Source organism: Limnohabitans sp. DM1, assembly GCF_001269385.1.
GTDB lineage: Bacteria > Pseudomonadota > Gammaproteobacteria > Burkholderiales > Burkholderiaceae_C > Limnohabitans_A.
The window spans coordinates 25,279-49,253 of sequence record NZ_CXOO01000004.1 but is presented as its reverse complement, the minus strand read 5'-3'; the positions used below and the strand labels follow the sequence as shown (position 1 = coordinate 49,253).

The window sequence follows — 23,975 nt, the reverse complement described above, 5'->3', positions numbered from 1 at the left end:
AAAGACCGACATGCTGCTGACCCCCGACCAGGAAATGATCCGCGACGCCGTGCGCGACTTTGCCCAGCGCGAGCTGTGGCCCCATGCCGCCGAGTGGGACAAGAAACACCACTTTCCAAAAGAAGCGCACAAGGGCCTGGCCGAGCTGGGGGCGTACGGCATTTGTGTGCCCGAGGAGTTGGGTGGCGCGGGTTTGGACTATGTGACGCTGGCGCTGGTGCTCGAAGAAATCGCAGCCGGTGACGGCGGCGTCAGCACCACCATCAGCGTGACCAACTGCCCCGTGAATGCCATCTTGATGATGTACGGCAACGCCGCGCAAAAAGAGCATTGGCTGCGACCGCTGGCGCAAGGCCAGATGCTGGGTGCGTTTTGCCTGACCGAGCCGCATGTGGGCTCGGACGCATCGGCCCTGCGCACCACGGCCGTCAAAGACGGCGACGAGTACGTGATCAACGGCGTCAAGCAGTTCATCACCAGCGGCCAACACGGCGATGTGGCGGTGGTGATTGCCGTGACCGACAAGGGCGCGGGCAAAAAAGGCATGAGCGCTTTTCTCGTGCCCACCAGCGCCCCGGGTTATGTGGTGGCGCGCCTCGAAGACAAGCTGGGCCAGCACAGCAGCGACACCGCGCAGATCAATTTCGACAACTGCCGCATCCCGGCTGAGAACTTGATCGGCCAAGAGGGCGAGGGCTACAAGATCGCCCTGTCGTCTTTGGAAGGCGGGCGCATCGGCATTGCCGCGCAGAGTCTGGGCATGGCCCGCAGTGCGCTCGATGTGGCGATTGACTACGCCAAGCAGCGCGAGAGCTTTGGCACCGCCATCTTCAACCACCAGGCCGTCGGTTTCCGTTTGGCGGACTGCGCCACACAACTCGAAGCGGCACGCCAGCTGATTTGGCACGCGGCCAGTTTGCGCGATGCGGGTCGCCCCTGCCTCAAAGAAGCGGCCATGGCCAAGCTGTTTGCCAGCGAAGTGGCCGAAAAAATCTGCTCTGCCGCCATCCAGACCCTGGGCGGCTACGGCTATGTGAGCGACTTTCCGGTGGAGCGCATCTACCGCGATGTGCGCGTTTGCCAGATTTACGAAGGTACCAGCGACGTGCAGAAAATCATCATCCAGCGCGCACTTTGAGCGCCTGAATGGCCGGTTGGCGCCGGCCCTTCACGTATCATCGCGGCCCATGAACATCATCATCCTGGGTGCGGGCCGTGTGGGCGAAAGCGTCGCGGAAAGCCTGGTTTCCGAGCAAAACGACATCACCGTCATCGACCAGGACCCGGCACGCCTGCGGCTGCTTGAAGAGCGTCTGGACCTGCGCGGCGTGGTGGGCAACGGCATTCAGCCTTCGGTGTTGCGGGAAGCAGGGGCCCAGGACGCGGACATGTTGATTGCCTGCGCGGCGGCCGACGAGTCGAATCTGGTGGTCTGCAAGATCGCCCACGATGTCTTCAACGTGCCCACCACCATCGCCCGCCTGCGGTCGCCCGAGTTCAACGAGGGTGACGAGTTGCTGGGCAAGTCCGGTTTCGCGGTGGACCATGTGATCTGCCCCGAAGAGTCGGTGATGCGCTACATCGAGCAGCTGATCCAGTACCCCGAGGCGCTGCAGGTGCTTGAGTTTGCCGAGGGCCGCGTCAGCCTGATCGTGGTGCGCGCAGCGGCCGACAGCCTGCTGGTGAACCACACCATTGCCGAGTTTCGCGACCGTTTGCCCGATGCCGAGATGCGTGTGGTGGCCCTGTACCGGCAGGACGCGCTGGTGGACGCCTTGCCCGAGACCCGCATCCTGCCCGGCGACGAGGTTTTTGTGTTGGCCGACACCCGCCAGATCCCCATCGTGCTAGGTGGCATCCACAAGACCGACAAACCCGTGCAGCGCCTGATGCTGGCCGGTGGCGGCAAGGTGGGCTTGCGCCTGGCGCGCAACTTGGCCAGCACCTACGACGTGAAGTTGATCGAGCGTGACAAAAAACGCTGCGAATACCTGGCCAGCCAGTTGCCGTCGAGCATGCTCATCTTGAACGGCGATGGTGCCGATGAAGACCTGCTGCACGAAGAGAACGTGGGTGAAATGGACCTGTTTCTGGCCCTGACCAGTGACGACGAGGACAACATCATGTCGGCCATGCTGGCCAAGCGCATGGGTGCGCGCCGCGTCATGGCCCTGATCAACCGCCGCGCCTATGCCGACATGATGCAAGGCAGCACCATCGACATCGCGATCTCGCCTGCGCAAACCGTGATCGGTGAGTTGCTGGCGCACCTGCGCCGGGGCGATGTAGCGGCGGTGCACAGCCTGCGCCGAGGTGCAGCAGAAGCCCTGGAGGGCATTGCGCGCGGCGACATCAAGACCTCCAAGCTGGTGGGCCGACGTGTCGAGGAAATCAAGCTGCCCCAAGGCGTGAGCATGGGCGCCATTGTGCGCGGTGAGGGCAAAAAATCCGAAGTGCTGATGCCGCACCACGACACCCTGATCGAGGCCGATGACCACATCATCTTGTTCATTCCCAACAAGCGCGATGTGCGTGCGGTGGAAAAACTCTTTCAGGTCAGCGCGACCTTCTTTGGTTGATGTTTACCTTCTTCGCTCCCGTGTTGTCCTTGATGGCGCGCATCTTGATCGCGTTTTCGGTCGCGTTTTTGGTGCCCGGCATCTGGGCCTGGTTTGAAGACCACCGTGACTTGCAGTGGATCTGGCTGGCGGGCTTTGGTTTGACGGCTGTCAGTGGCTTGGTGCTTGCGGCCATCACCCAGCAGCATCGGCAGGAATTGAAGACCAAAGACGGTTTCTTGCTGGTCAACATGGTGTGGCTGGTGCTGCCCGCTTACTCGGCCTTGCCGCTCATGTTTTTGGTGCCCGAGATCACCTGGTTCAAGGCCTATTTTGAGGCCATGAGTGCCTTGACCGCCACCGGGGCCACGGCCTTGTCTGGGCTCGACCATTTGCCGGTCTCGGTCAACATCTGGCGTTGCTTTTTGCAGCTGATCGGTGGCCTGGGCATCATGCTGCTGGTGGTGGCGGTTTTGCCCATGCTGGGCCTGGGTGGCATGCAGCTCTATAAAACCGAAACGCCCGGCCCCATGAAAGACACCAAGTTCACCCCCCGCATTGCCGAGACGGCGCGGGGCTTGTGGGGCGTGTACTTCTTGTTTTCGGGCGCGTGCCTGCTGGCTTACCGCTGGGCCGGCATGAGCTGGGCCGATGCCTTCATGCACATGTGCACCACCATGGGCCTGGGCGGTTTTTCGTCGTACGACGCCAGCTTTGGGCACTTCAACTCGCCCGTGATCGAGTGGGTCGCCATCGTGTTCATGACCCTGGCGGGCATCAGCTTTGTGCGCTACTTTGTGGTCTTGCGCAGCCGCTCCCTGTTGCCCATCACCAATGATCGCGAGATCCGCACATACCTGGGTGTCTTGTTGGCCTCCACCTTGTTGGTCATGGCTTTGCTGCTGGTCCATGGTGTTTATGCAGACGGGCTGGAGGCCTTGCGCATCAGCGCTTTTCATGTGGTGTCTTTGGCCACCACCACCGGTTATGCCGCCACCGATTACGCGCAGTGGCCGGTGTTTGCCCCCATCTTGTTGATGTTTCTGGGCTGCTTTGCATCGTGCGCAGGCTCCACGGGCGGCGGCATCAAGATGGTCCGCATGGTTTTGCTGGTTAAACAAGCGCGACGTGAGCTGGTGCGCATCATCCACCCCCGAGTCATCAACCCGGTCACGCTGGGCGGCGCCGTGATCCCCATGTCGGTCATGACAGCGGTGCTGGGCTTCATGCTCATTTATGGGGGTGCCACCATGGGTCTGAGCATGCTGCTCTTGCTCAGCGGCATGGACATCGTGACCGCCATTTCGGCAGTGATCGCCACCGTCAACAACATCGGACCTGGCCTGGGTGAAGTGGGTCCTTCGGGTAACTTCGGTGGCCTGAACCCTTTTCAGTTGAGTGTTTTGAGCTTTGCCATGCTGCTGGGCCGACTGGAGCTGCTGTCGGTGCTGGTCTTGTTCAGCTCGCATTTCTGGCGCAAATAATGCTGGCACTTTTGTCGTGACAACAAGGAGAGATACATGCCCATTACCAAAGGATTTCAAGCCCTCGTCGACGAGGCCATGGCCCAGGTCACCACGCACAGCGTGGCCGAGGTGCAAGCGCGATTGGCCGACCCCGCCGTACAAATCGTCGACATCCGCGACCCGCGTGAGCTGGAGCGCGAAGGCACCGTGCCCGGCGCTTTGCTCGCGCCCCGGGGCATGCTCGAATTCTGGGTGGACCCGGCCTCGCCCTACTTCAAGCCGGTGTTCGCAGACGAGGGCAAACAGTTCATCCTGTTTTGCGGCGCAGGTTGGCGCAGCGCCCTGGCCACCAAAACCCTGCAAGACATGGGCATGACCAATGTGGCCCACATCGACGGCGGCTTTGCGGCCTGGAAAAAAGCAGCTGCGCCCATGGTCACCATGGAACAGCACAAAGCCGAAAGCGCGGCGCGCAAAGGCGCTTGATGGCGGCGTCGTGCCCCTGCGGTCGCACCACCCCCAAAGGCCAGGCACTGAGCCTGGCTGACTGCTGCGGCCCGTTGCACGCAGGCCAGCCAGCCCCTGATACCGAGCGCCTCATGCGCTCGCGCTACAGCGCCTTTGTGTTGGGCGACGTGCCGTATCTGCTGGCCACTTGGCACAGCAGCCAGCGCCCTGCCGAATTGAAGCTCGAAACAGGTGGCAAGTGGTTGGGCTTGGAGATCAAGCAGCACCGGTTGACAGGCGCTGACACCGCCGAGGTCGAATTTGTCACGCGCTTTCGGGTGGGCGGCAAAGCGGTGCGCCAGCACGAACGCAGCCGCTTTGTGCGCGAAGATGGGTGCTGGTTTTATGTGGATGGCGATGAGTTGTGAGCCGTTACCGCATACAACTCTAACTGGGGCGTGCAAAAACACAAAGCGCTGGCCGGCCGGTGTACTCTTTGGTGCGTATGTATTCAACGGCGATGTCCGGGGCGCTCAGATCCGTTCTCCATGTGCTCATGTCTGACACCGAAAACGCCAAATGGTGCAGGTCTTGTGCTTCGGGGTAGCTCAGGTGTAGCGACGCTTCGTTCAAAAAAAAGACAGGTCCGCGATCGTTTTGGGTCCAATGCTGCGTCCATGAATCGCCCGCCAAGTGGTAATTTTCTGCCAGAACTTTCGAGCCCAGAATCAGTGCTTCATGAACCTTTGTAAACAAATTTAATGTATGTGGTGAAATTTAAAAATTGTGGAGGTTCAGATATCGCACTAGAGAAGAGGGCATCTGAGAAGCTGGCAAGAGCTGATTGTTCAGGAATATACCTATCAAGTTGCCCCCGACTGGCATTTGCCGTTGACTGAGCGGTTCCCTATGTCTTTGCATTGCGGCGCCAACACGAACGCCCTCCTTCACGATGCACGGCTAAGATCACTTTGAAAATAATATAGAAAACTTTATAAGTTGTTTAAATATGCAGTTAATACTTTATATATAATTAAAGCGAAGGGCAGGAGAGCAGATCGCGACTTCGCAGACTTGCGCGGGTGAATACATCATTTCTTTGTTGGTTGATGCATTGACCCGAGTCAACTCGTTTTGTTAGTGAAAAGAAGTCTATGCAAATACCAAGAAGAGCATTGTTTGGCAAGCTCAACACGCCCTTGTTCAGTGCGATTGAGGCAGCAACAGCGTTCGCCAAGCTGAAAGGGCATGCCTATGTGGAATTGCTGCACTGGCTGTACCAGATATGGCAGATCCCGAACGGGGATATGCGTTTGGTGCTGTTGGCGCATGGCACGCATGAGGCCCAACTGGACCAGGATTTCATTCAAGCCATTCAAAAACTCAATCAGCAAGACGGCGGGCTGCATGATTTCAGTGTGCAAATCGAGCGCGTGATTGAAAAGGCCTGGAGTTTTGCAACCCTCTGCTGTGGTGACCACAAAATTCGAGGCGCTTGGCTCTTGTCGGCCATGCTTGCAGATCCACAAGCGAGAGTGACACTGCAGGCGATATCGCCACAGTTGCTGAAATGGCCGCACAACGTGGATGCAGACAGTCTGAGGAGTGAACTGAAAGCATCAAGTGAAGATCAGGCGAAAGCCTTTGATCAAGGTTCGTCAGGTGAATTGAATACACCATCAAACAGCAACCACGAATTCACGCCGCAGAGCGCCGAACAAAGTGCCCTTAAGCGGTACTGCACGGATTTGACAAGTCTGGCAGATCGGGGTGACATTGATCCCGTGATGGGGCGTGAACACGAAGTGCGCACGCTGGTTGACATCCTTTTGCGACGTCGACAAAACAACCCGCTGCTCACGGGCTCCGCTGGTGTGGGTAAAACAGCCGTTGTTGAGGGGTTGGCGCTGTCCATAGTTCAGGGAAAAGTGCCTCCTGCATTGCAACAGGTCCGGCTTTTGTCGTTGGATGTTGGATCGTTGCTGGCTGGTGCCAGCATGAGGGGTGAGTTTGAGTCGCGATTGAAACAATTGCTGAAAGAAGCCTGCGAGAGTGCGACCCCGGTGATTCTGTTCATTGATGAGGTGCATACCCTCGTGGGAGCCGGTGGTCAAAGCGGCACCGCAGATGCGGCCAATTTATTGAAGCCCGCGCTCGCTAGGGGCGGCTTGCGGTGCATCGGAGCCACAACATGGAGTGAGTACAAAAAATACATTGAAAAAGACCCGGCATTGACCCGTCGATTTCAAGTGTTGCAGGTTCCAGAGCCCGAAGAAGACCAAGCCATCACGATGGTGCGGAGTTTGGTGCCCGCATTCGTCCAGCACCACAAAGTCGTTGTGTTGGACGAGGCGATTCGTGCTGCAGTGACGCTGTCACACAGATACATACCTGCCAGGCAATTGCCAGACAAAGCGGTCAGTTTGCTGGACACCGCCTGCGCCAGAGTGGCGATGTCTTTGCATGCACCACCGCGTGCGTTACAAGAATGTGATGCCCAAATTCAAGACCAACAAGCGCAACTCGAAATGCTCCGGCACGAAGCCACCGCAGGCCTTCAACATGACACGGCAATCCGCGCAGTAGAACAGAGCTTGCGCGAATTGAAGCAAAAACAAGCCCAAATACAAGACAGATGGACGAAAGAAAAAAGCGCCGTTGAAGCCATGGTGTCACTGTGGCACCCAGCAGAGCAACAGGATTCGGATGAAACCCTGGAATCGCTGGCAGCGCTGCAGGCCAAATTGCAGATCATCCAAGAAGATCGGCCTGAAATTCATCCAGTTGTCAGTGCTGCAGTGGTCGCAAGCATCGTGTCGGATTGGACCGGTATTCCGGTCGGTCGCATGTTGCGCAATGAGCTCAAAGCGATTGAAGATCTGCAGACAACGCTTGAAAAACGCGTGATCGGTCAAAGTGCTGCATTGGCACAAATTGTAGAGCGCGTCCGCATTGCCAAGGCTGGTTTGACCGATCCAGGCAAACCCATGGGCGTGTTCATGTTGGTCGGACCTTCTGGTGTGGGAAAAACCGAAACAGCACTTGCTTTGGCTGAGAGCATTTATGGCGGTGAACACAACCTGATCACCATCAACATGAGCGAGTACCAGGAGTCTCATACGGTCTCGAGCCTCAAGGGTGCACCCCCAGGCTACGTCGGATATGGGGAAGGCGGTGTCCTCACAGAGGCCGTACGGCGCCGTCCTTACAGTGTGATCTTGCTGGACGAAGTTGAAAAAGCACATCCCGATGTGCATGAATTGTTTTATCAAGTCTTTGACAAAGGCTGGATGGAAGATGGGGAGGGGCAAGTCATAGACTTCAAAAACACACTGATTTTGTTGACCAGCAACACAGGATCGGATTTGACCCTGCAACTTTGTGAAGACCCAGCCGTAGAGCCAGATTCACAGACCTTGGCACAGGCCCTGGAGCCAGAACTCAGAAAGGTATTTCCAGCCGCATTTTTGGGACGTATCTCGGTGGTGCCTTATTACCCGCTTTCGACATCGGTTCTGTCGGAGTTGGCGCAACTGCAATTGCAAAAAATCGTTCATCGCATGTACCAACAACACGGCATCGAACTGGCCTACACCCCCGCTTTGGTTGACCAGATCGTCGCTGCCTGCGGAATGCATGAAACAGGTGGACGACGCATCGCACAGCACATTGAACGCCTGATATTGCCCATGCTGGCCAACGTTTGGCTCAATGCCATGCGAGAAAACATTCCGGCGCAAAAGCTGAAGCTTGATCTAGACGAGAAAACTGCCTATGTCGTTCGTGTCCGAGATGGGGTGCCAGACGGACATGACACCAAGAGTCAATCGACCACTGTCATTGAAAACATCTGAAGCAAAGTTTCAGACCAACCATTCGCCATTATTTGAAGGGAGTCCACATGAGTGCAAACAACAGCAGTCAAAAATTCATCGCACGAAACCGTGCGCCAAGAGTGCAAATTGAGTACGACGTTGAAATCTACGGCAGTGAGAAAAAAATTGAATTGCCTTTCGTCATGGGCGTTCTAGCCGATCTTTCCGGCAAACCCGTAGAGGCGTTGCCAGACGTCACGGAACGCAAATTTCTCGAAATCGATATCGATAACTTCGACGAAAGAATGAAAGCCATCGCGCCACGCGTGGCATTCAGCGTACCCAACACTTTGACGGGTGAAGGACATGTGATGGTCGACATCACCTTCGAAAGCATGGATGACTTTTCTCCTGCAGCCGTTGCCACCAAGGTCGATGCACTCAAACAACTGCTCGATGCCCGCACACAACTGGCCAACTTGCAGACATACATGGATGGCAAGTCCGGGGCAGAGGACTTGGTACGCAAACTGCTGTCCGATCAAGGACTGATGAAAACCCTGGCCGCAGCGCCCAAAGAGGCAGTGCCCAACGCCTGATTTCAAAAAACAAACACTTCACAGGAAAAAATCATGGCCAAAACATCGGCTGAAAAAGCCCCAACCCAATACGCTGACCCCAGTGTTTTTTCGCAATTGCTGGACAAGGAGTTCAAGCCAAAAGGTGACGAACAACGTGAAGCTGTTGAAGCAGCGGTCCGTACGCTGGCTGAACAAGCTTTGAGCAACACGGTCACGATGAGTGACGATGCCTACGCCAGCATCGAAGCCATCATTGCTGAAATTGACCGCAAACTCAGCGGCCAAATCAACCTCATCTTGCACCATGAAGATTTCCAAAGTCTGGAATCCGCATGGCGTGGACTGGACCATCTCGTCTCCAATACCGAAACAGACGAAATGCTCAAAATCCGTTTCATGGACATCAGCAAAACAGAGCTTCGTCGCAACATGCGACGCTACAAAGGTGTGGCTTGGGATCAAAGCCCACTCTTCAAGCGACTGTATGAAGAGGAATACGGCCAACTGGGCGGAGAGCCCTACGGCTGCCTGGTGGCTGACTACTATTTTGACCACACACCGCCAGACGTTGAGTTGCTCGGTGCAATGGCCAAAATCGCCGCCGCATCACATGCCCCATTCATTGCTGGTGCTGCCCCATCCAACTTGCAAATGGATTCGTGGCAAGAGCTCGCCAATCCACGTGATTTGGCCAAAATCACGGGCAACCTGGAGCATGCGGCCTGGAACTCCCTGCGTGAAACCGAAGACGCACGCTACATTGGGCTGGCCATGCCCCGCTTTTTGGCACGCTTGCCCTACGGCGCCAAAACCAATCCGGTTGACGAGTTCAACTTTGAGGAAGACACCCAGGGCGCTGACCACAGAAACTACGTCTGGAACAACGCGGCCTACGCTATGGCGGTCAACATCAACCGCAGCTTCAAGCTCTACGGTTGGTGCACCATGATCCGCGGTGTGGAGTCTGGCGGCACGGTTGAAAACCTGCCATGCCACACCTTCCCCACCGATGACGGCGGCTTCGACATGAAGTGCCCCACCGAAATCGCGATTTCTGATCGGCGTGAAGCCGAATTGGCCAAAGCGGGTTTTGTTCCACTGGTGCACCGTAAAGGCACAGACCATGCCACCTTCATCGGTGCGCAGTCCTTGCAAAAGCCACAGGAATACATGGACCCGGATGCAACAGCCAATGCCAACTTGTCTGCGCGCTTGCCCTACCTGTTTGCCAGCACACGCTTTGCCCATTACCTCAAGTCCATCGTGCGCGACAAGATTGGCGCCTTCAAAGAGCGCGAAGACATGCAGCGCTGGCTCAACGAATGGATCATGAATTACGTGGATGCTGATCCCGCCAACTCCAGCCAGGAAACCAAAGCCCGACGCCCACTCGCTGCAGCAGAAGTTGTGGTCGAAGAAATTGAAGGCAATCCCGGCTATTACGGCGCCAAGTTTTTCTTGCGTCCGCACTTCCAGCTCGAAGGTTTGACGGTCAGCTTGCGCCTGGTGGCCAAGTTGCCCTCGGTCAAGGCCGCAGCCTGATCTCAAAAAAACATAAATCAAGTCTGTCACACACATCAAGGAGCCCAACATGGCACAAGACATTTTTCTGAAAATCAACGGCATTGACGGCGAGAGCATGGACTCTGCGCACAAAAACGAAATCGAAGTCCTGAACTGGGACTGGCAAATTTTCCAGGACTCCAACATGCACATGGGCTCTGGTGGCGGCTCCGGCAAAGCCACCGTCAAGGACCTGAATTTTGTGCATTACGTCGATCGTTCCAGCCCAAACCTGATGAAATTCTGTCTCACAGGCAAGCACATCCCCGAAGCCAAGCTGGTTGTTCGCAAAGCGGGTGGTAGTCCATTGGAGTACCTCAAGATCACCATGACGGATGTCGTCATCACCAACGTGCAACCTGCAGGCTCTAGCAGCGAAGAGCGCATCAAGGAAAAAATCAGCCTGTCCTTTGCCAAGGTCAAACAGGAATACACCGTGCAAAACCAGCAAGGCGGCTCAGGCGGCGCTGTGACTGCCGGCTACGACATCAAGTTGAACAAAGAAGCTTGATGAAGTCCCCGTCAAAAGACGGGGAATCTTTTGCATAGCCTGCCGGTTCGCTCCAGCAGGCTGCATCGTTTTAACGTGTTCCTGCGAGTCCCATGCGCTATTCCAAGTCATTTGCTATACGGCATCTGGTGTGGCTTTTTCTGTCTATTGGCTGCGGCATGGCTGTGGCACAAGAGACCAAGGAGCCCACCAAACTGCTGCTCAAAATTGAAGCGCCAGCCACCACCAATCCCGATGACAGTGGTCGCCCTTCGCCGATCAAGGTGCGACTGTATGAACTCAAAGACAGCAACACCTTTGGCGAGGCTGACTACTTTGGCCTGAACAGCACGGACAAAAGCATTTTGGGCGCAGACATGCTGGCCAAAGACGAATTCATTCTTCGTCCGGGTGAGACTCGAAAAATTGAGCGCAACAGTCACAACCAAACCACTGCATTGGGCATCCTGGCGGGCTACCGCGACCTGGTCAACACCACCTGGCGCGTCATCCACCCGCTCAAGGAGGCGCCCACCGCAGCCTGGTATCGCGCAGTGTTGCCCAGCAACAAACTCAACATGACCATCCAGCTCCAACCGCAAGGCATCGTGCTGATCCCCGCTCCCTGAACGCCGTTAAACACCATGACCTGGACCAACAAAGTCACCTGGAGCGAAGGACTTTTTCTTCGCCCGCAACTTTTTCAGCAACAAGAACGTTATCTGGAAACCTTTGCGCACAAGCGCAGCCTGCCCTTGTCCCCCTTTTTTTGGGGCTTCAGCGATCTGCGGATTGATCCGGAATCCCTGACGCTGGGCAAGCTTGTCGTTGCACAAGCTTCAGGCGTTTGTGCCGATGGCACGCCGTTCGACATTCCAGGGCAGACACCGCCACCCGCACCGCTGACCCTCAAACCAGAACACCTTGGGCAAACCATCCATTTGGCATTGGCCATTCGGGTGCCCAACAGCGAAGAGACAACTTTCGAAAATGCACCCGGCAGCAGTGCAAGGTACAGCGTCTTCGACACCGAATTGACCGACTCCAATTCCATCGGGCAAGGCCCCAAGAGCGTTCAGCTGAGTCACTTGCGCATGGCGCTTGTGCCTGAAAAAGAGCTCACCGGTGCATGGATGGGGCTGCCCATCGCCAAGATCACCGCTTTGCGATCCGATGGCAGCGTGGAGCTCGAATCCGCCATCATCCCACCGGTCAACCGCTATGGTGCCAGTGAGTTGCTCAACCAATGGATATCGCAATTACATGGCACGACCCGGCAACGGGCAGAGCAATTGGCCGAACGGCTCAGCGGTAGTGGCAGCAATGGTGCCACCCAGGCCGCCGAAGTCAGTGACTTCTTGCTGCTGCAAATACTCAACCGCTTCGAACCCCTGCTTGATCACATGCTGCGTGTGAAGGAAACACCGCCTGAACACGCCTACACACTGCTGCGCAGCATGGCCGGGGAACTGTCCACCTTTATCCGTGTGCAAACGCGCAGGCCTAACCCCGTGCCCGCCTACCAGCATCTGGACCCTTACAACACCTTCAAACCACTGGTTGAAGACACCCGAGAACTGCTCAACAACGTACTCGTTCGCAGCGCGCAGTCCATTCCACTCGAGGCCAAGCAACACGGCATGTACCTTGCCAGTCTTGATCCTGCAGAGATCCGGGGCTTCAGCCACATCGTTCTGGCTGTTGCTGCCAACGTCCCAACAGACCAACTTGCACTGCAATTCGCTGCACACGGCAAAGTGGCACCGTCCGACCGCTTGCCTGAACTGGTGCGCTTGCACCTGCCCGGCATCGGGCTGCGTTCGCTGCCGGTGCCACCTCGGCAAATTCCCTTCAACGCCGGCTACGTCTACTTCCAGCTCGAAGCCAGCGGCCCGCACTGGGAACACATGCAAAGCCACGGCGGCATAGGGCTGCACATCGCCAAAAGCTTTGCCGGTTTGCAAATGGAACTGTGGGGTGTGCGCTGATGGGCAGAAAAATCATCGTTGTCGGCGACCCGACCGATCACGGCGGACGGGTCATCAGCGGCTCGCCCACACAACAGATCAACGGCAAAGCCATCGCACGCCTGGGTGATCAAGTCGACTGCCCCAAAAAAGGGCACGGCGTTAACGCCATTGTCGAAGGCGAACCCAGCATGCTCATCAACGGCATCCCGGTGGCATTGGAAGGGCACAAAACGGCATGTGGTTGCACATTGTTGGGCACCAGCGCTGCCGAGCACGGCTGACATTGACATCTTGTTGATCCAAAGAAACAAATGACGTCCTTATTGCCATCCCCCCGAGTCCTCACCGTCACAAGCCCCGCCATCCCCCAAGTGGCAGGCGCTGCCGCCTTGGTTCCCCTGAAGCTCTCGGGCCATGAGGCCGTCAACACCCTCTTTGAGTACACCCTCATCCTGCAAAGCCCAGACGCCTTGCAGTTTGCCGCCAACGACGCCAGCAACTTCCCCCTGCACGACATGGTTGGGCGCGAGCTCACTTGTGCCATCGCTCTGGACGGCCACGGCAGCTTTGTGGCCGGTCTGGCGGGCAACTTGGGCGCAGCCAACCAAGGCGCAGGCGTTCGCGAACTGTCTGGCCTCATCACCGCCGCCCGGCACTTGGGCACCGACAGCCGCCACGCCCTGTACGCGCTCACCCTGCGCCCCTGGCTGCACCTGGCCACGCTGACCAGTGACTGCAAAGTCTTTCAGGACCAAACCCCGGTTGACGTCATCCGCGCAGTCCTCTCTGACTACGCCTTTGCCACCGAAGTGCGTCTGATCGAGACGTATCCGACGCGTGACTACTGCGCGCAGTACAACGAAACCGACTTTGAATTCATCACCCGCCTCATGCAAGAGTGGGGCATCAACTACCACTTTGAGCACTCGGGCGGTGTGCACCGCCTGATCTTGAGCGACCACAACGGCGCCTTCAGCCCCCTGCAAAAGGACCAGCGCGACAGCGCCTACCACCGCATTGCTTATTACCCACCGGGCCACAAGGTGGACGAGGAATACATCCACGCCTTCACACCCACCGATCGGCTCACAGCAGGTCAATACGCCAGCCGCGAATACGACTACACCCGCCCCAAAGTGGCCCTGGGTGCAAGCCAAGCCCAGCCCCGCGCTACTGGCCAGGCCAACCAAGAGGTGTACTTGTGGCGCGGGGGCAAAGTGCGCACAGGCCAAGCACCTGGGAATGAGAGCGGCATCGGCAGCACCGCCAGCGGCAGCCTGCCCGGCAGCGACTACGCCCAAGAAAACAAAGGCGCTGACACTGCCCAAGCCAACCAGACCGAGCCCCAAGGCCAGCACTTGGCGCGCCTGCGCATGCAAGCGCTGCGCCAGGCAGGCCAGCGCGCCAGCGGCGCAGGCCATGTGCGCGGCATCGTCACGGGCCACACCTTTGCCCTGCACAAACACCCGCAAGACGCGGCCAACATCGAATACCTCACCCTGTCCACCTACACCGTCATCGAAAACGTCAGCGAAGACACGGCTCGGCCCATCACAGACCGCCATTCGATTCCGCAAGCCCTCCCCACGGCACTCTCCGACGCCCAACGCCTGTCCGGCCAATGGCGCATCGACGTGCGCTTTGAAGTGCAGCCCACCACCGAACTGCTGCGCCCCGAAGGCATACAGCCCAAACCCCACACCCACGGCCCCGAGACCGCTCTGGTCTGCGGGCCAGAGGCCGACACCGCCCAAAGCGACATCTACACCGATCCTTTAGGGCGCATCAAAGTGCAGTTCCCCTGGGACCGCTATGGCGCCAAGAACCACAACAGCAGCTGCTGGGTGCGCGTGTCAGCGGCTTGGGCGGGCAACCAGTTGGGTGCCATGCACGTGCCGCGTATCGGGCAAGAGGTGATCGTGGTCTTTCTGGGGGGCGACCCAGACCAGCCGATTTGCACCGGCCGGGTTTACAACCAGATGAACACGCCGCCCTGGGCCTTGCCCGCGCAGCAAGCCTTAAGCGGCTTCAGAAGCCGAGAGCTCAAGCCCGGCGGAGGCAACAGCGCAGCGGGCAGGTCCAACCACTTGGTGCTGGACGACACCGAACAAAAGATTCAGGCGCAAATCAAAAGCGACCACCAGCACAGCCAGCTGAGCTTGGGGCACATCACGCGCATCGAAGACAACGCTGGCCGCAAAGACCACCGTGGCGAAGGCTTCGAACTCAGAACCGACGGACACGGCGCAATTAGAGCCAAAGACGGCTTGCTAATCAGCACCGAAGGCCGGCCCAACGCCAGCGGGCACATCACCGACCTGAGCGAGACCGCAGCCCGCTTGACGCAAGGGCAAAGCCAGCACGACAGTCTGGGCGACTTGGCGCTGCAACACCAAGCGCAGGAAGCCAGCGACCAAGGCGACGTAGCCCAAGCTATTGCAGACCAGAACAAGGCCATTGCAGGGGGCGGAAAAAGCACAGGCACAAGCACCAACACAGGTGAAGGCCAAGCGAAATTTCCCGAACTGCAAGAGCCCCACCTGATCCTGTCCAGCCCAGCGGGCATCGAGAGCACCACACCCCAGAGCACCCACCAGCACAGCGGCCAGCACCACGCCATCACCAGCGGCGGGCACACCAGCGTGAGCGCGGGCAAAAGCCTGCTCGTCAGCGCCAAAGAAGCGATCCGGCTGTTTGCCTACAAAGCGGGCATGAAACTCATCGCCGCTGGGGCCGATGTAGAAATCAAATCACTCAGCCAAAACATCCATTTGCTGGCCAAGCTGGACATCGCCCATACGGCCAACCGCATTGAGATCACCGCCAAAGAAGAAGTGTTGATGAACGGCGGCGGCAGCTACCGCCGCTGGAGCGCCAGCGGCATCGAAGAAGGCACCAGCGGCAGCTGGGTGGCGCATGCGGCCAACCACAGCATGCTGGGTGCAAAGAGCGTGGGCGTGAATGTGAATGGTCTGCCCCATGTGGATGCTCACGACGAGACATTCCTGTTCAAACTGCCTTCGGGCAAATCGGCTCCTTTGCTTCCTCATGGCGTTGCAGGCTCAGCCACTGGCTACCTGGCGCAGAGCCCAGACAGCGGAGCGACCGCTGCAACGCACACTCGGAATGCTGAACCTTTGAAGGCGCAGTTCATTCCTGCGGCCGTTGATGTTTCACCCGATGCCTCAAAAGACATGGCTTTTACTCCCAACTACTCGACACCTGGAGAACGGTATGGCGCTTGAAGGCTCAGGCACCACCAACACACAGGCCGGCAGCTGCGTGGCCATTCAGATGACCTGCTCTGACATGTGGTCCGTCGCGCAGGATTTCGCGCACAAACGCTTGTCTCAGTTGCTGAAGGCACACACCCCCGGTGTTGACATCGGTTCCTGGCGCTTTGAGGTCAAGTTCCTGGCGAACTACAACGTGCGCGCCCGGCGCATTGCCGCCACCTATGCGCGGCTGTACCTGGAAACCGAAGACCACGGCGACCTCACCAAAAAAGGCCGCTACTACTGGATGGCGCTGGGTGCCTTTGCCAGCAAGACGGTGGCGTGCGCCATGGAGCACCCCGCCTTGAAGTACGGTACGCCCGACTACGGCAAAGTCATGAACTCGTTGGCCAAGGGCAACCTGTGGTTGTTCTACGACATTGCGCCCTGGCACTGGGCCTACAGCATGGACGCCGATTCGTTCTGGATGTGCAAGGCCAGTCGTAACGCGCAGGACGCGGCCATGGAGCCCACCGTGCAGCGCAGCATGAAGGCCATGCCCTGGGCTGCCGAGGCCTTGCCTGTCATGGGGCAGTTCAAGAAGAACCAGCACATCGACGCTGGGTTCAAGGCGGTCAGGGAGATTGAGGCGTTGCCGGTTACAGATGTGGAAAAACGACCTAACAAGCAACTGCTAAACCTTCTGGCCATCGCCCGGCATGAGCAGGGCTCTGTGCTGCAGCCGCTGATTTACGAAGACGACGTGTTTGCGTTCTTCGTGAAGGTGCAGCGCATGCCCATTGCCAACCGCATCGCACCGCCGCTGGAGTTGGTGTTTGCTGCGGCGTGTGAAACGCACGACCCTGAGTTGAAGTCGGTCGCGCCGGAGGGAACCAAGATGGAGGATTACAAGAGTCGAATGGACTGGATTAGAGAGGCAGCCCTCACGTTCCACGGCCTGATGCAGACCCGACAAGCCTACATGGAAAGCGAACTCAAGACCATCGCCGGCTGGGTCAACCAGACATGAACCGTCGCCGCCTCATATTGGCCGTCAGCACCGTGCTGGTAGCCGCTGTGGTGTTGCTCATCGCATTGAAGATCTGGCCCACCATATTTGAACGAAAGAAAACCATGACCTCTTCACCCGTCTCCCTTCAGCTTGGCATGCTGGCCGATGACTTTGACCGCGCCCTGGGCCTGGAGCAGCGCATTGACAGGCAACCCGCCGGTTTGAATTTCCACAAAAGGCGCTGGCCCGCCCGGCTACCGGGAACCGTGCGCTTGCTACATGGCGGCTACAGTTTTGACATGGATGCCGTGCTGTCGGTCATGGGTACTGAGGATGTGGAACGTACAGCCTTCGGCATTGAGAGGCTCTCTATCGGGCGCGGCGTGACCGCTGATGACGTCATCCCCCACGACGAAGCCCGGCTCAAGACCATGGCCTTCATCCGTCAGCTGTTGCAAATCGGCTGGCGGCCTTATTACCACCGCAGTGAGGCCCGACTCAATGGCAAAAGCTCATGGGCCGACAGCGATGACCGCGATCCGCGCTACACCCCCAGCTTTGACGAATGGATGCGGGACAACGATCACCACTGGAAATTCGAGGTCGATGGCGTGTACCTGCGCCTGTCTGTGAGCCGCTCCTATGAAACCCCCGACCCCCTCAAGCCCGGGGCCTACCTGATGTCGCTGGACCTGGAGACCGAGCTGCACAAGGTGCGCCTGTGGTTTCCTGAGGAAAAGCGCAACAACTGGAAAGAGCATTGGGCTGAACTCATGCAATACGCCGTGGGTCAGCGCGCCAAAGAAGAAGCGAAAGCCCGCGCCCAAGGCCTGGAGATTGACACGGCCTATCAGGACCCGCGCATCCTTGCCGTGGAAGGGCCTGTCATCACTGCCCGAGTCGGCGAACCCTGCCCGAAATCCGGTCTTTGGGAAGCCAGCCTGCCGGCGGTTCACCCCAGCGCGCCGCATCTGGCCGGCACCCCCAGCCGTTGGCGCCAGCTCCAAGCCGGCGAGCCCATGCCCGGCTTCGGCCAAAGCCTGTTACCTGATGCACAGGCCATCAACGCCGCCATTGTGTGGACTTGGCACAAAGCACCATGACAGCCCTCTTCTCCGCCGCCACCTATGCGCGGCTGTACCTGGAAACCGAAGACCACGGCGACCTCACCAAAAAAGGCCGCTACTACTGGATGGCGCTGGGTGCCTTTGCCAGCAAGACGGTGGCGTGTGCCATGGAGCACCCCGCCTTGAAGTACGGTACGCCCGACTACGGCAAGGTCATGACTTCACTGGCCAAGGGCAACCTGTGGTTGTTCTACGACATTGCGCCCTGGCACTGGGCCTACAGCATGGACGCCGATTCGTTCTGGATGTGCAAGGCCAGTCGTAACGCGCAGGACGAGGCCATGGAGCCCACCGTGCAGCGCAGCATGAAGGCCATGCCCTGGGCTGCCGAGGCCTTGCCTGTCATGGGGCAGTTCAAGAAGAACCAGCACATCGACGCTGGGTTCAAGGCGGTTCAGGAGATTGAAGAGCTGCCAGTCACCGACATTCTGAAAAGACCCAAGAAGCAACTGGAGAACCTCATGTCAATCGCCAAGCACGAGCAAGGCTCGGTGCTGCAGCCGCTGATTTATGAAGACGATGTGTTTGCGTTCTTCGTGAAGGTGCAGCGCATGCCCATTGCCAACCGCATCGCACCGCCGCTGGAGTTGGTGTTTGCCGCTGCGTGTGAAACGCACGACCCAGAGTTGAAGTCTGTGGCGCCTGAGGGAACCAAGATGGAGAACTATGAGAGTCGGATGAAATGGATTGGTGAAGCGGCCAAGGATTTCCACAAGCTGATGCAAACCCGGCAGTCTTATATGGAAGCCGAGTTGAAAACCATTGCCAGCTGGGTAAGCAATGCATGAAACCAAACCCCTCGCTCACCTCGTGGACCGTTTGCGCAATCGCAGTCCTATGCCTGTCGACTGCTGCGCTTTACTGGTTGAGGCCCTTTGAACGAAAGCAACCCATGGCGTCCTCTTCTGTCTCGTTACAACTCGGCATGCTGGCCGATGATTTTTCCCGCGCTTTGGGCCACGACCGGCGCGTCAACAAACAGCCTGCGGGAATGAATTTCCACAAGAAAGATTGGTCTCCGCGTGCGCCCGGACAAGTCGAGTTTGTTCACGGTCTCTACACATTCAATATTGATGGAGTGCTGGGTGTCTCGGGTACCGAAGACGTTGAGCGTCCAACTTTTGGCATCGAATCACTGGATGTCTATGTAGGCATGTCGGCACCCGCCTCAACCATCCCCCACGACGAAGCCCGGCTCAAGACCATGGCCTTCATCCGCCATCTGTTGCAGATCGGCTGGCGGCCTTACTACTTACCCAGTGAAGCCCGTCTCAAAGGCCGGAGTTCGTGGGTTGGCACAGACGACCGAGACCCACGCTACACCCCCAGCTTTGAAGAGTGGATGCGGGACAGCGATCACCATTGGCAATTCGAGGTCGATGGCGTGTACCTGCGCCTGACCGTGAGCCGCTCCTATGAAACCCCCGACCCCCTCAAGCCGGGGGCCTACCTGATGTCGCTGGACCTGGAGACCGAGCTGCACAAGGTGCGCCTGTGGTTTCCTGAGGAAAAGCGCCACAACTGGAAAGAGCATTGGGCTGAACTCATGCAATACGCCGTGGGGCAGCGCGCCAAAGAAGAAGCGAAAGCCCGTGCCCAAGACCTGGAGATTGACACCGCCTACCGCGACCCGCGCATCCTGGCCGTGGAAGGGCCTGTCATCACTGCCCGAGTCGGCGAACCCTGCCCGAAAACCGGTCTTTGGGAAGCCAGTCTGCCGGCGGGTCACCCCAGCGCGCCGCATCTGGCCGGTACTCCTAGCCGCTGGCGCCAACTGAAAGCTGGCGAGCTCATGCCCGGTTTCGGTCAAAGCTTGTTACCTGATGCACAGGCCATCAACGCCGCCATTGTGTGGACTTGGCACAAAGCAACATGAAATCTCTTTTCTCAGCCCCCCGAGTCCTCACCGTCACCAGCCCCGCCATCCCGCAGGTGGCAGGCGCTGCCGCCTTGGTGCCCCTGAAGCTCTCGGGCCATGAGGCCGTCAACACCCTCTTTGAATACACCCTCATCCTGCAAAGCCCCGACGCCTTGCAGTTTGCCGCCAACGACGCCAGCAACTTTCCCCTGCACGACATGGTCGGGCGCGAGCTCACTTGCGCCATCGCGCTGGACGGCCACGGCAGCTTTGTAGCGGGCCTGGCGGGCAACTTGGGCGCCAGCAACCAAGGCGCAGGCGTGCGTGAACTGTCTGGTCTCATCACCGCTGCCCGACACCTGGGCACCGACAGCCGCCACGCCCTGTACGCGCTCACCCTGCGCCCCTGGCTGCACTTGGCCACGCTGACCAGTGATTGCAAAGTCTTCCAGGACCAAACCCCGGTCGAAGTCATCCGCGCCGTCTTGGCTGACTACGCCTTTGCCACAGAAGTGCGGCTGATCGAAACGTATCCGGCCCGCGACTACTGCGTGCAGTACAACGAAACCGACTTTGAATTCATCACTCGCCTCATGCAAGAGTGGGGCATCAACTACCACTTTGAGCACTCGGGCGGCGTGCACCGCCTCATCCTGTCTGACCACAACGGCGCCTTCAGTCCCCTGCAAAAGGGCCAGAGTGACAGCGCTTACCACCGCATTGCCTACTACCCACCGGGCCACAAGGTGGACGAGGAATACATCCACGCCTTCACCCCCACCGAGCGGCTCACAGCAGGCCAATACGCCAGCCGCGAATACGACTACACCCGCCCCAAAGTGGCCCTTAGCGCAAGCCAAGCCCAGCCCCGACCCACCGGCCAGGCCAACCAAGAGGTGTACCTGTGGCGCGGGGGCAAAGTGCGCACAGGCCCGGACAGCGGCATCGGCAGCACCGCCAGCGGCAGCTTGCCCGGCAGCGACTACGCCCAAGAGAACAAAGGGGCCAGCAAAGGCTCCGACACCGCCCAAGCCAACCAAACCGAGCCCCAAGGCCAACACCTGGCACGCCTGCGCATGCAAGCGCTGCGCCAAGCCGGCCAACGCGCCAGCGGCGCAGGCCATGTGCGCGGCATCGCCACGGGCCACACCTTTGCCCTGCACAAACACCCGCAAGACGCGGCCAACATCGAATACCTGACCCTGTCCACCCAAACCGTCATCGAAAACGTCAGCGAAGACACGGCGCGGGATCACAACAGCAGCAAGAACAACATCGGCCAAGCACTGATCCCGCAAGCCCTCTCCGACGCCCAACGCCTCTCCGGCCAATGGCGCATCGACGTGCGCTTTGAAGTGCAGCCCACCACCGAGCTGCTGCGCCCCGAAGGCCTTCAGCCCAAACCCCACACCCACGGCCCCGAGACGGCTCTCGTCTGCGGGCCAGACGCCGACACCGCACAAAGCGACATCTACACCGATCCTTTAGGGCGCATCAAAGTGCAGTTCCCCTGGGACCGCTACGGCACCAAGAACCACAACAGCAGCTGCTGGGTGCGCGTGTCTGCCGCCTGGGCGGGCAACCAGCTGGGCGCCATGCACGTGCCGCGCATTGGGCAAGAAGTGATCGTGGACTTTCTGGGCGGAGACCCGGACCAGCCCATCTGCACCGGGCGGGTGTACAACCAGATGAACACGCCGCCTTGGGCACTGCCTGCGCAGCAAGCCTTAAGCGGCTTCAGAAGCCGAGAGCTCAAACCCGGCGGAGGCAACAGCGCAGCGGGCCGAAGCAACCACTTGGTGCTGGACGACACAGAGCAAAAGATCCAGGCGCAAATCAAGAGCGACCACCAGCACAGCCAGCTGAGCCTGGGGCACATCACGCGCATCGAAGACAACCAAGGAAGGAAAGACCACCGAGGCGAAGGCTTCGAACTCAGAACCGACGGACACGGCGCAGTCAGGGCCAAAGACGGCCTGCTCATCAGCACCGAAAGCCGGCCCAACGCCAGCGGCCATATCACCGACCTGAGCGAGACCGCAGCGCGGCTGGCCCAAGGGCAAAGCCAGCACGACAGTCTGGGCGACTTGGCGCTGCAACACCAAGCGCAGGAAGCCAGCGACCAAGGCGACGTAGCCCAAGCCATTGCAGATCAAAACAAGGCCATTGCTGGGGACGAAAAAAGCACAGGCACAAGCACCAACACAGGTGAAAGCCAAGCGAAATTCCCCGAACTGCAAGAACCGCACCTGACCCTGGCCAGCCCTGCGGGCATCGAGAGCACCACACCGCAAAGCACCCACCAGCACAGCGGCCAGCACCACGCCATCACCAGCGGAGGGCACACCAGCATCAGCAGTGGCAAGAGCTTGTTGATCAGCGCCAAAGAAGCGATCCGGCTGTTTGCCTACAAGGCTGGCATGAAGCTCATCTCGGCGCAGGCCGATATTGAAGTGCAGGCGCTGCAAAAAAACATCCACATGCTGGCCAAGCTCGACATCACCCACACCGCCAACCGCATCGACTTGAGTGCGCAGAACGAAGTGCTGATCAATGGCGGCGGCAGCTACACCCGCTGGAGCGCCAGCGGTATTGAAAGCGGCACCAGCGGCAGCTGGGTGGCCCATGCGGCCTCGCACAGCATGAGTGGCCCTAAGACGCAAGCAGTCATCATGCCGCCCTTGCCCAGCTGCACTCAGCAACTCGGCGCAAACGCCAGTGCCGGGTTTTCAGGATCAGGCTCATGAGCCAGCTTCAGACAAGTCAACAATGGCAGATAGAGCCATGGGGTCTGCTGTTGCAGCAAGAGCATGTCGCTCAGGTGCGCCAGTTGGCCAAGGACCTTGAAGAGGCTCGCCTGAGTGACGCGAAGGCACAAGCCTGGCTCGTGCTGGACGGCTGGCAAGACAACCCGGCCGCTGCATGGCTGCAAGAGCAGCAGCCCGATTGGGTCAAGACTCGTCAATTCGTGCCTGACCCTGCGTTCAGCGGAATGGAGGCTCTGGCACCTTGCCTGCTTCCCTTGCACGAACTGAACCAGGCATCAGGGCAAGTCTTGTATTTGTGGCACACACTGATCAGCCTGATGTGGCTCGACACCCAGCGTCGGCTGGTCAGCCACAGCGTTTGCGGCGTCCTGTTCACAAATGCACCCGTGGACGATGTGCTCGACCATTGGCTCATGCTGGCCCATCAAGTCACACCCGAAGGTGCGCGACGGCCATTGCGTCACCATGATCCACGCATATTGCAACGACTCTGGCCCAGCCTTTCTGCGGATCAAAGACAAGCCTGGTTGGGGCCGGTGCACAGCTACTGGCAACTCCAACAGCCATGGGGGCCCTGTGCGCCCGAGCGTGAGCGCCGAGCCGAACGAGAACTGATGGGTGCGCTCGTACGCTGGCACAAAGCCGCCCGTGCACCCGGTACAAACGCTGCCCAAACGTCAACGCTGCCTGTCCACAGGCTGCTTACCCGCCTGCAGCACTTGGCCATCGCCGACAGTGCTGCGGTCAACAACGCCTGGAAAGCGATGGCCAACGCCCAGGTCAGCGAAGCGCTTCAACCCACGACCAGTGACATGCACCACATGTGCCTGCAGATGAACGAATGGCGATCCAGCCACCAGCCCCCTTGGACAGATACACATGCCCGCCAATGGCTGTGGTGTACCTGGTTTAACCAAAACAGTGCAACGCCCCACAAAGCCACCCCCAAGACGCCCATCGATTGGCGGCAAAGCCCCTGGATCGATCTGAGCGACGAACTGGTGCGTCGATTGCGCGAAGAGCCCGACGCTGACTTTCGCACGCATTTTGAAGAGTTGATGTCTGAACTTTCGGCCCAGACAAGCCCAGCGCAGCCCTGAGGAGC

Annotated in this window: 19 protein-coding genes; all 19 read left to right on the top strand. The window is 58.8% G+C overall.

Going from position 1 to position 23,975, the window contains the following annotated elements; all coding sequences use genetic code 11:
- The first annotated feature begins 10 nt into the window (after positions 1-10).
- The 19 genes from AMM33_RS00920 to AMM33_RS00825 all read left to right on the top strand — a co-directional run bounded on the left by AMM33_RS00920 (position 11) and on the right by AMM33_RS00825 (position 23,970).
- On the top strand, positions 11-1,138 hold the full coding sequence (locus tag AMM33_RS00920) for an acyl-CoA dehydrogenase family protein (protein ID WP_090138004.1): 1,128 nt from the start codon (positions 11-13) through the stop codon (positions 1,136-1,138).
- 49 nt (positions 1,139-1,187) lie between these two features.
- On the top strand, positions 1,188-2,579 hold the full coding sequence (gene trkA / locus AMM33_RS00915) for a Trk system potassium transporter TrkA (protein ID WP_090137983.1): 1,392 nt from the start codon (positions 1,188-1,190) through the stop codon (positions 2,577-2,579).
- The gene (locus tag AMM33_RS00910) at positions 2,579-4,042 is read left to right on the top strand and encodes a TrkH family potassium uptake protein (RefSeq protein WP_090137982.1); all 1,464 of its coding nucleotides are present in this window, start codon (positions 2,579-2,581) and stop codon (positions 4,040-4,042) included. The genes trkA and AMM33_RS00910 overlap by 1 nt, the downstream gene beginning before the upstream one ends.
- A 36-nt stretch (positions 4,043-4,078) precedes the next feature.
- Positions 4,079-4,510: a rhodanese-like domain-containing protein gene (locus AMM33_RS00905; protein ID WP_090137981.1), complete on the top strand. Its 432-nt coding sequence runs from the start codon at positions 4,079-4,081 to the stop codon at positions 4,508-4,510.
- Positions 4,510-4,899 carry a YchJ family protein gene (locus AMM33_RS00900; protein WP_090137979.1) on the top strand — a complete coding sequence of 130 codons (390 nt, stop codon included), beginning with the start codon at positions 4,510-4,512 and terminating at the stop codon, positions 4,897-4,899. Before AMM33_RS00905 ends, AMM33_RS00900 begins: the two co-directional genes overlap by 1 nt.
- Before the next feature lie 747 nt (positions 4,900-5,646).
- Positions 5,647-8,325: a type VI secretion system ATPase TssH gene (tssH, locus tag AMM33_RS00890; RefSeq protein WP_090137975.1), complete on the top strand. Its 2,679-nt coding sequence runs from the start codon at positions 5,647-5,649 to the stop codon at positions 8,323-8,325.
- 47 nt (positions 8,326-8,372) lie between these two features.
- Positions 8,373-8,885 (top strand): type VI secretion system contractile sheath small subunit, encoded by a 513-nt coding sequence (tssB, locus tag AMM33_RS00885; RefSeq protein ID WP_090137973.1) that lies wholly within the window; start codon positions 8,373-8,375, stop codon positions 8,883-8,885.
- 33 nt (positions 8,886-8,918) lie between these two features.
- Positions 8,919-10,409 (top strand): type VI secretion system contractile sheath large subunit, encoded by a 1,491-nt coding sequence (gene tssC / locus AMM33_RS00880; protein WP_090137971.1) that lies wholly within the window; start codon positions 8,919-8,921, stop codon positions 10,407-10,409.
- A gap of 49 nt (positions 10,410-10,458) precedes the next feature.
- Entirely contained in the window at positions 10,459-10,941 is a 483-nt protein-coding gene (locus AMM33_RS00875; protein WP_090137969.1) for an Hcp family type VI secretion system effector, read from the top strand.
- 92 nt (positions 10,942-11,033) lie between these two features.
- The gene (gene tssJ, locus AMM33_RS00870; protein ID WP_090137967.1) at positions 11,034-11,549 is read left to right on the top strand and encodes a type VI secretion system lipoprotein TssJ; all 516 of its coding nucleotides are present in this window, start codon (positions 11,034-11,036) and stop codon (positions 11,547-11,549) included.
- A 15-nt stretch (positions 11,550-11,564) separates the two neighbouring features.
- Positions 11,565-12,908 (top strand): type VI secretion system baseplate subunit TssK, encoded by a 1,344-nt coding sequence (gene tssK, locus AMM33_RS00865; protein ID WP_090137965.1) that lies wholly within the window; start codon positions 11,565-11,567, stop codon positions 12,906-12,908.
- A complete protein-coding gene (locus AMM33_RS00860; RefSeq protein WP_090137963.1) occupies positions 12,908-13,171 on the top strand; it encodes a PAAR domain-containing protein in 264 nt (87 codons plus the stop codon). Before tssK ends, AMM33_RS00860 begins: the two co-directional genes overlap by 1 nt.
- Positions 13,172-13,201: 30 nt before the next feature.
- Positions 13,202-16,135, top strand: a complete 2,934-nt coding sequence (locus AMM33_RS00855) for a type VI secretion system Vgr family protein (RefSeq protein WP_090137961.1) — start codon at positions 13,202-13,204, stop codon at positions 16,133-16,135.
- Positions 16,125-17,135 carry a DUF2515 family protein gene (locus AMM33_RS00850; protein WP_228767881.1) on the top strand — a complete coding sequence of 337 codons (1,011 nt, stop codon included), beginning with the start codon at positions 16,125-16,127 and terminating at the stop codon, positions 17,133-17,135. Before AMM33_RS00855 ends, AMM33_RS00850 begins: the two co-directional genes overlap by 11 nt.
- The gene (locus AMM33_RS00845; RefSeq protein WP_090137959.1) at positions 17,132-18,220 is read left to right on the top strand and encodes a hypothetical protein; all 1,089 of its coding nucleotides are present in this window, start codon (positions 17,132-17,134) and stop codon (positions 18,218-18,220) included. The genes AMM33_RS00850 and AMM33_RS00845 overlap by 4 nt, the downstream gene beginning before the upstream one ends.
- Entirely contained in the window at positions 18,217-19,032 is an 816-nt protein-coding gene (locus AMM33_RS00840; RefSeq protein ID WP_090137957.1) for a DUF2515 family protein, read from the top strand. Before AMM33_RS00845 ends, AMM33_RS00840 begins: the two co-directional genes overlap by 4 nt.
- Before the next feature lie 104 nt (positions 19,033-19,136).
- Complete coding sequence (locus AMM33_RS00835; RefSeq protein WP_194945154.1) at positions 19,137-20,120, top strand: hypothetical protein; 984 nt, start codon at positions 19,137-19,139, stop codon at positions 20,118-20,120.
- Entirely contained in the window at positions 20,117-22,849 is a 2,733-nt protein-coding gene (locus AMM33_RS00830) for a type VI secretion system Vgr family protein (protein ID WP_090137954.1), read from the top strand. The genes AMM33_RS00835 and AMM33_RS00830 overlap by 4 nt, the downstream gene beginning before the upstream one ends.
- On the top strand, positions 22,846-23,970 hold the full coding sequence (locus AMM33_RS00825; protein WP_090137952.1) for a DUF4123 domain-containing protein: 1,125 nt from the start codon (positions 22,846-22,848) through the stop codon (positions 23,968-23,970). The genes AMM33_RS00830 and AMM33_RS00825 overlap by 4 nt, the downstream gene beginning before the upstream one ends.
- The last annotated feature ends 5 nt before the right edge of the window (positions 23,971-23,975 follow it).

Excerpts from the sequence above, each read along its gene's own strand:
- AMM33_RS00920 (WP_090138004.1), top strand. The coding sequence starts at position 11 with ATGCTGCTGACCCCCGACCAGGAAATGATCCGCGACGCCGTGCGCGAC.
- trkA (WP_090137983.1), top strand. The coding sequence starts at position 1,188 with ATGAACATCATCATCCTGGGTGCGGGCCGTGTGGGCGAAAGCGTCGCG.
- AMM33_RS00910 (WP_090137982.1), top strand. The coding sequence starts at position 2,579 with ATGTTTACCTTCTTCGCTCCCGTGTTGTCCTTGATGGCGCGCATCTTG.
- AMM33_RS00905 (WP_090137981.1), top strand. The coding sequence starts at position 4,079 with ATGCCCATTACCAAAGGATTTCAAGCCCTCGTCGACGAGGCCATGGCC.
- AMM33_RS00900 (WP_090137979.1), top strand. The coding sequence starts at position 4,510 with ATGGCGGCGTCGTGCCCCTGCGGTCGCACCACCCCCAAAGGCCAGGCA.
- tssB (WP_090137973.1), top strand. The coding sequence starts at position 8,373 with ATGAGTGCAAACAACAGCAGTCAAAAATTCATCGCACGAAACCGTGCG.
- tssC (WP_090137971.1), top strand. The coding sequence starts at position 8,919 with ATGGCCAAAACATCGGCTGAAAAAGCCCCAACCCAATACGCTGACCCC.
- AMM33_RS00875 (WP_090137969.1), top strand. The coding sequence starts at position 10,459 with ATGGCACAAGACATTTTTCTGAAAATCAACGGCATTGACGGCGAGAGC.
- tssJ (WP_090137967.1), top strand. The coding sequence starts at position 11,034 with ATGCGCTATTCCAAGTCATTTGCTATACGGCATCTGGTGTGGCTTTTT.
- tssK (WP_090137965.1), top strand. The coding sequence starts at position 11,565 with ATGACCTGGACCAACAAAGTCACCTGGAGCGAAGGACTTTTTCTTCGC.
- AMM33_RS00860 (WP_090137963.1), top strand. The coding sequence starts at position 12,908 with ATGGGCAGAAAAATCATCGTTGTCGGCGACCCGACCGATCACGGCGGA.
- AMM33_RS00855 (WP_090137961.1), top strand. The coding sequence starts at position 13,202 with ATGACGTCCTTATTGCCATCCCCCCGAGTCCTCACCGTCACAAGCCCC.
- AMM33_RS00850 (WP_228767881.1), top strand. The coding sequence starts at position 16,125 with ATGGCGCTTGAAGGCTCAGGCACCACCAACACACAGGCCGGCAGCTGC.
- AMM33_RS00845 (WP_090137959.1), top strand. The coding sequence starts at position 17,132 with ATGAACCGTCGCCGCCTCATATTGGCCGTCAGCACCGTGCTGGTAGCC.
- AMM33_RS00840 (WP_090137957.1), top strand. The coding sequence starts at position 18,217 with ATGACAGCCCTCTTCTCCGCCGCCACCTATGCGCGGCTGTACCTGGAA.
- AMM33_RS00835 (WP_194945154.1), top strand. The coding sequence starts at position 19,137 with ATGGCGTCCTCTTCTGTCTCGTTACAACTCGGCATGCTGGCCGATGAT.
- AMM33_RS00830 (WP_090137954.1), top strand. The coding sequence starts at position 20,117 with ATGAAATCTCTTTTCTCAGCCCCCCGAGTCCTCACCGTCACCAGCCCC.
- AMM33_RS00825 (WP_090137952.1), top strand. The coding sequence starts at position 22,846 with ATGAGCCAGCTTCAGACAAGTCAACAATGGCAGATAGAGCCATGGGGT.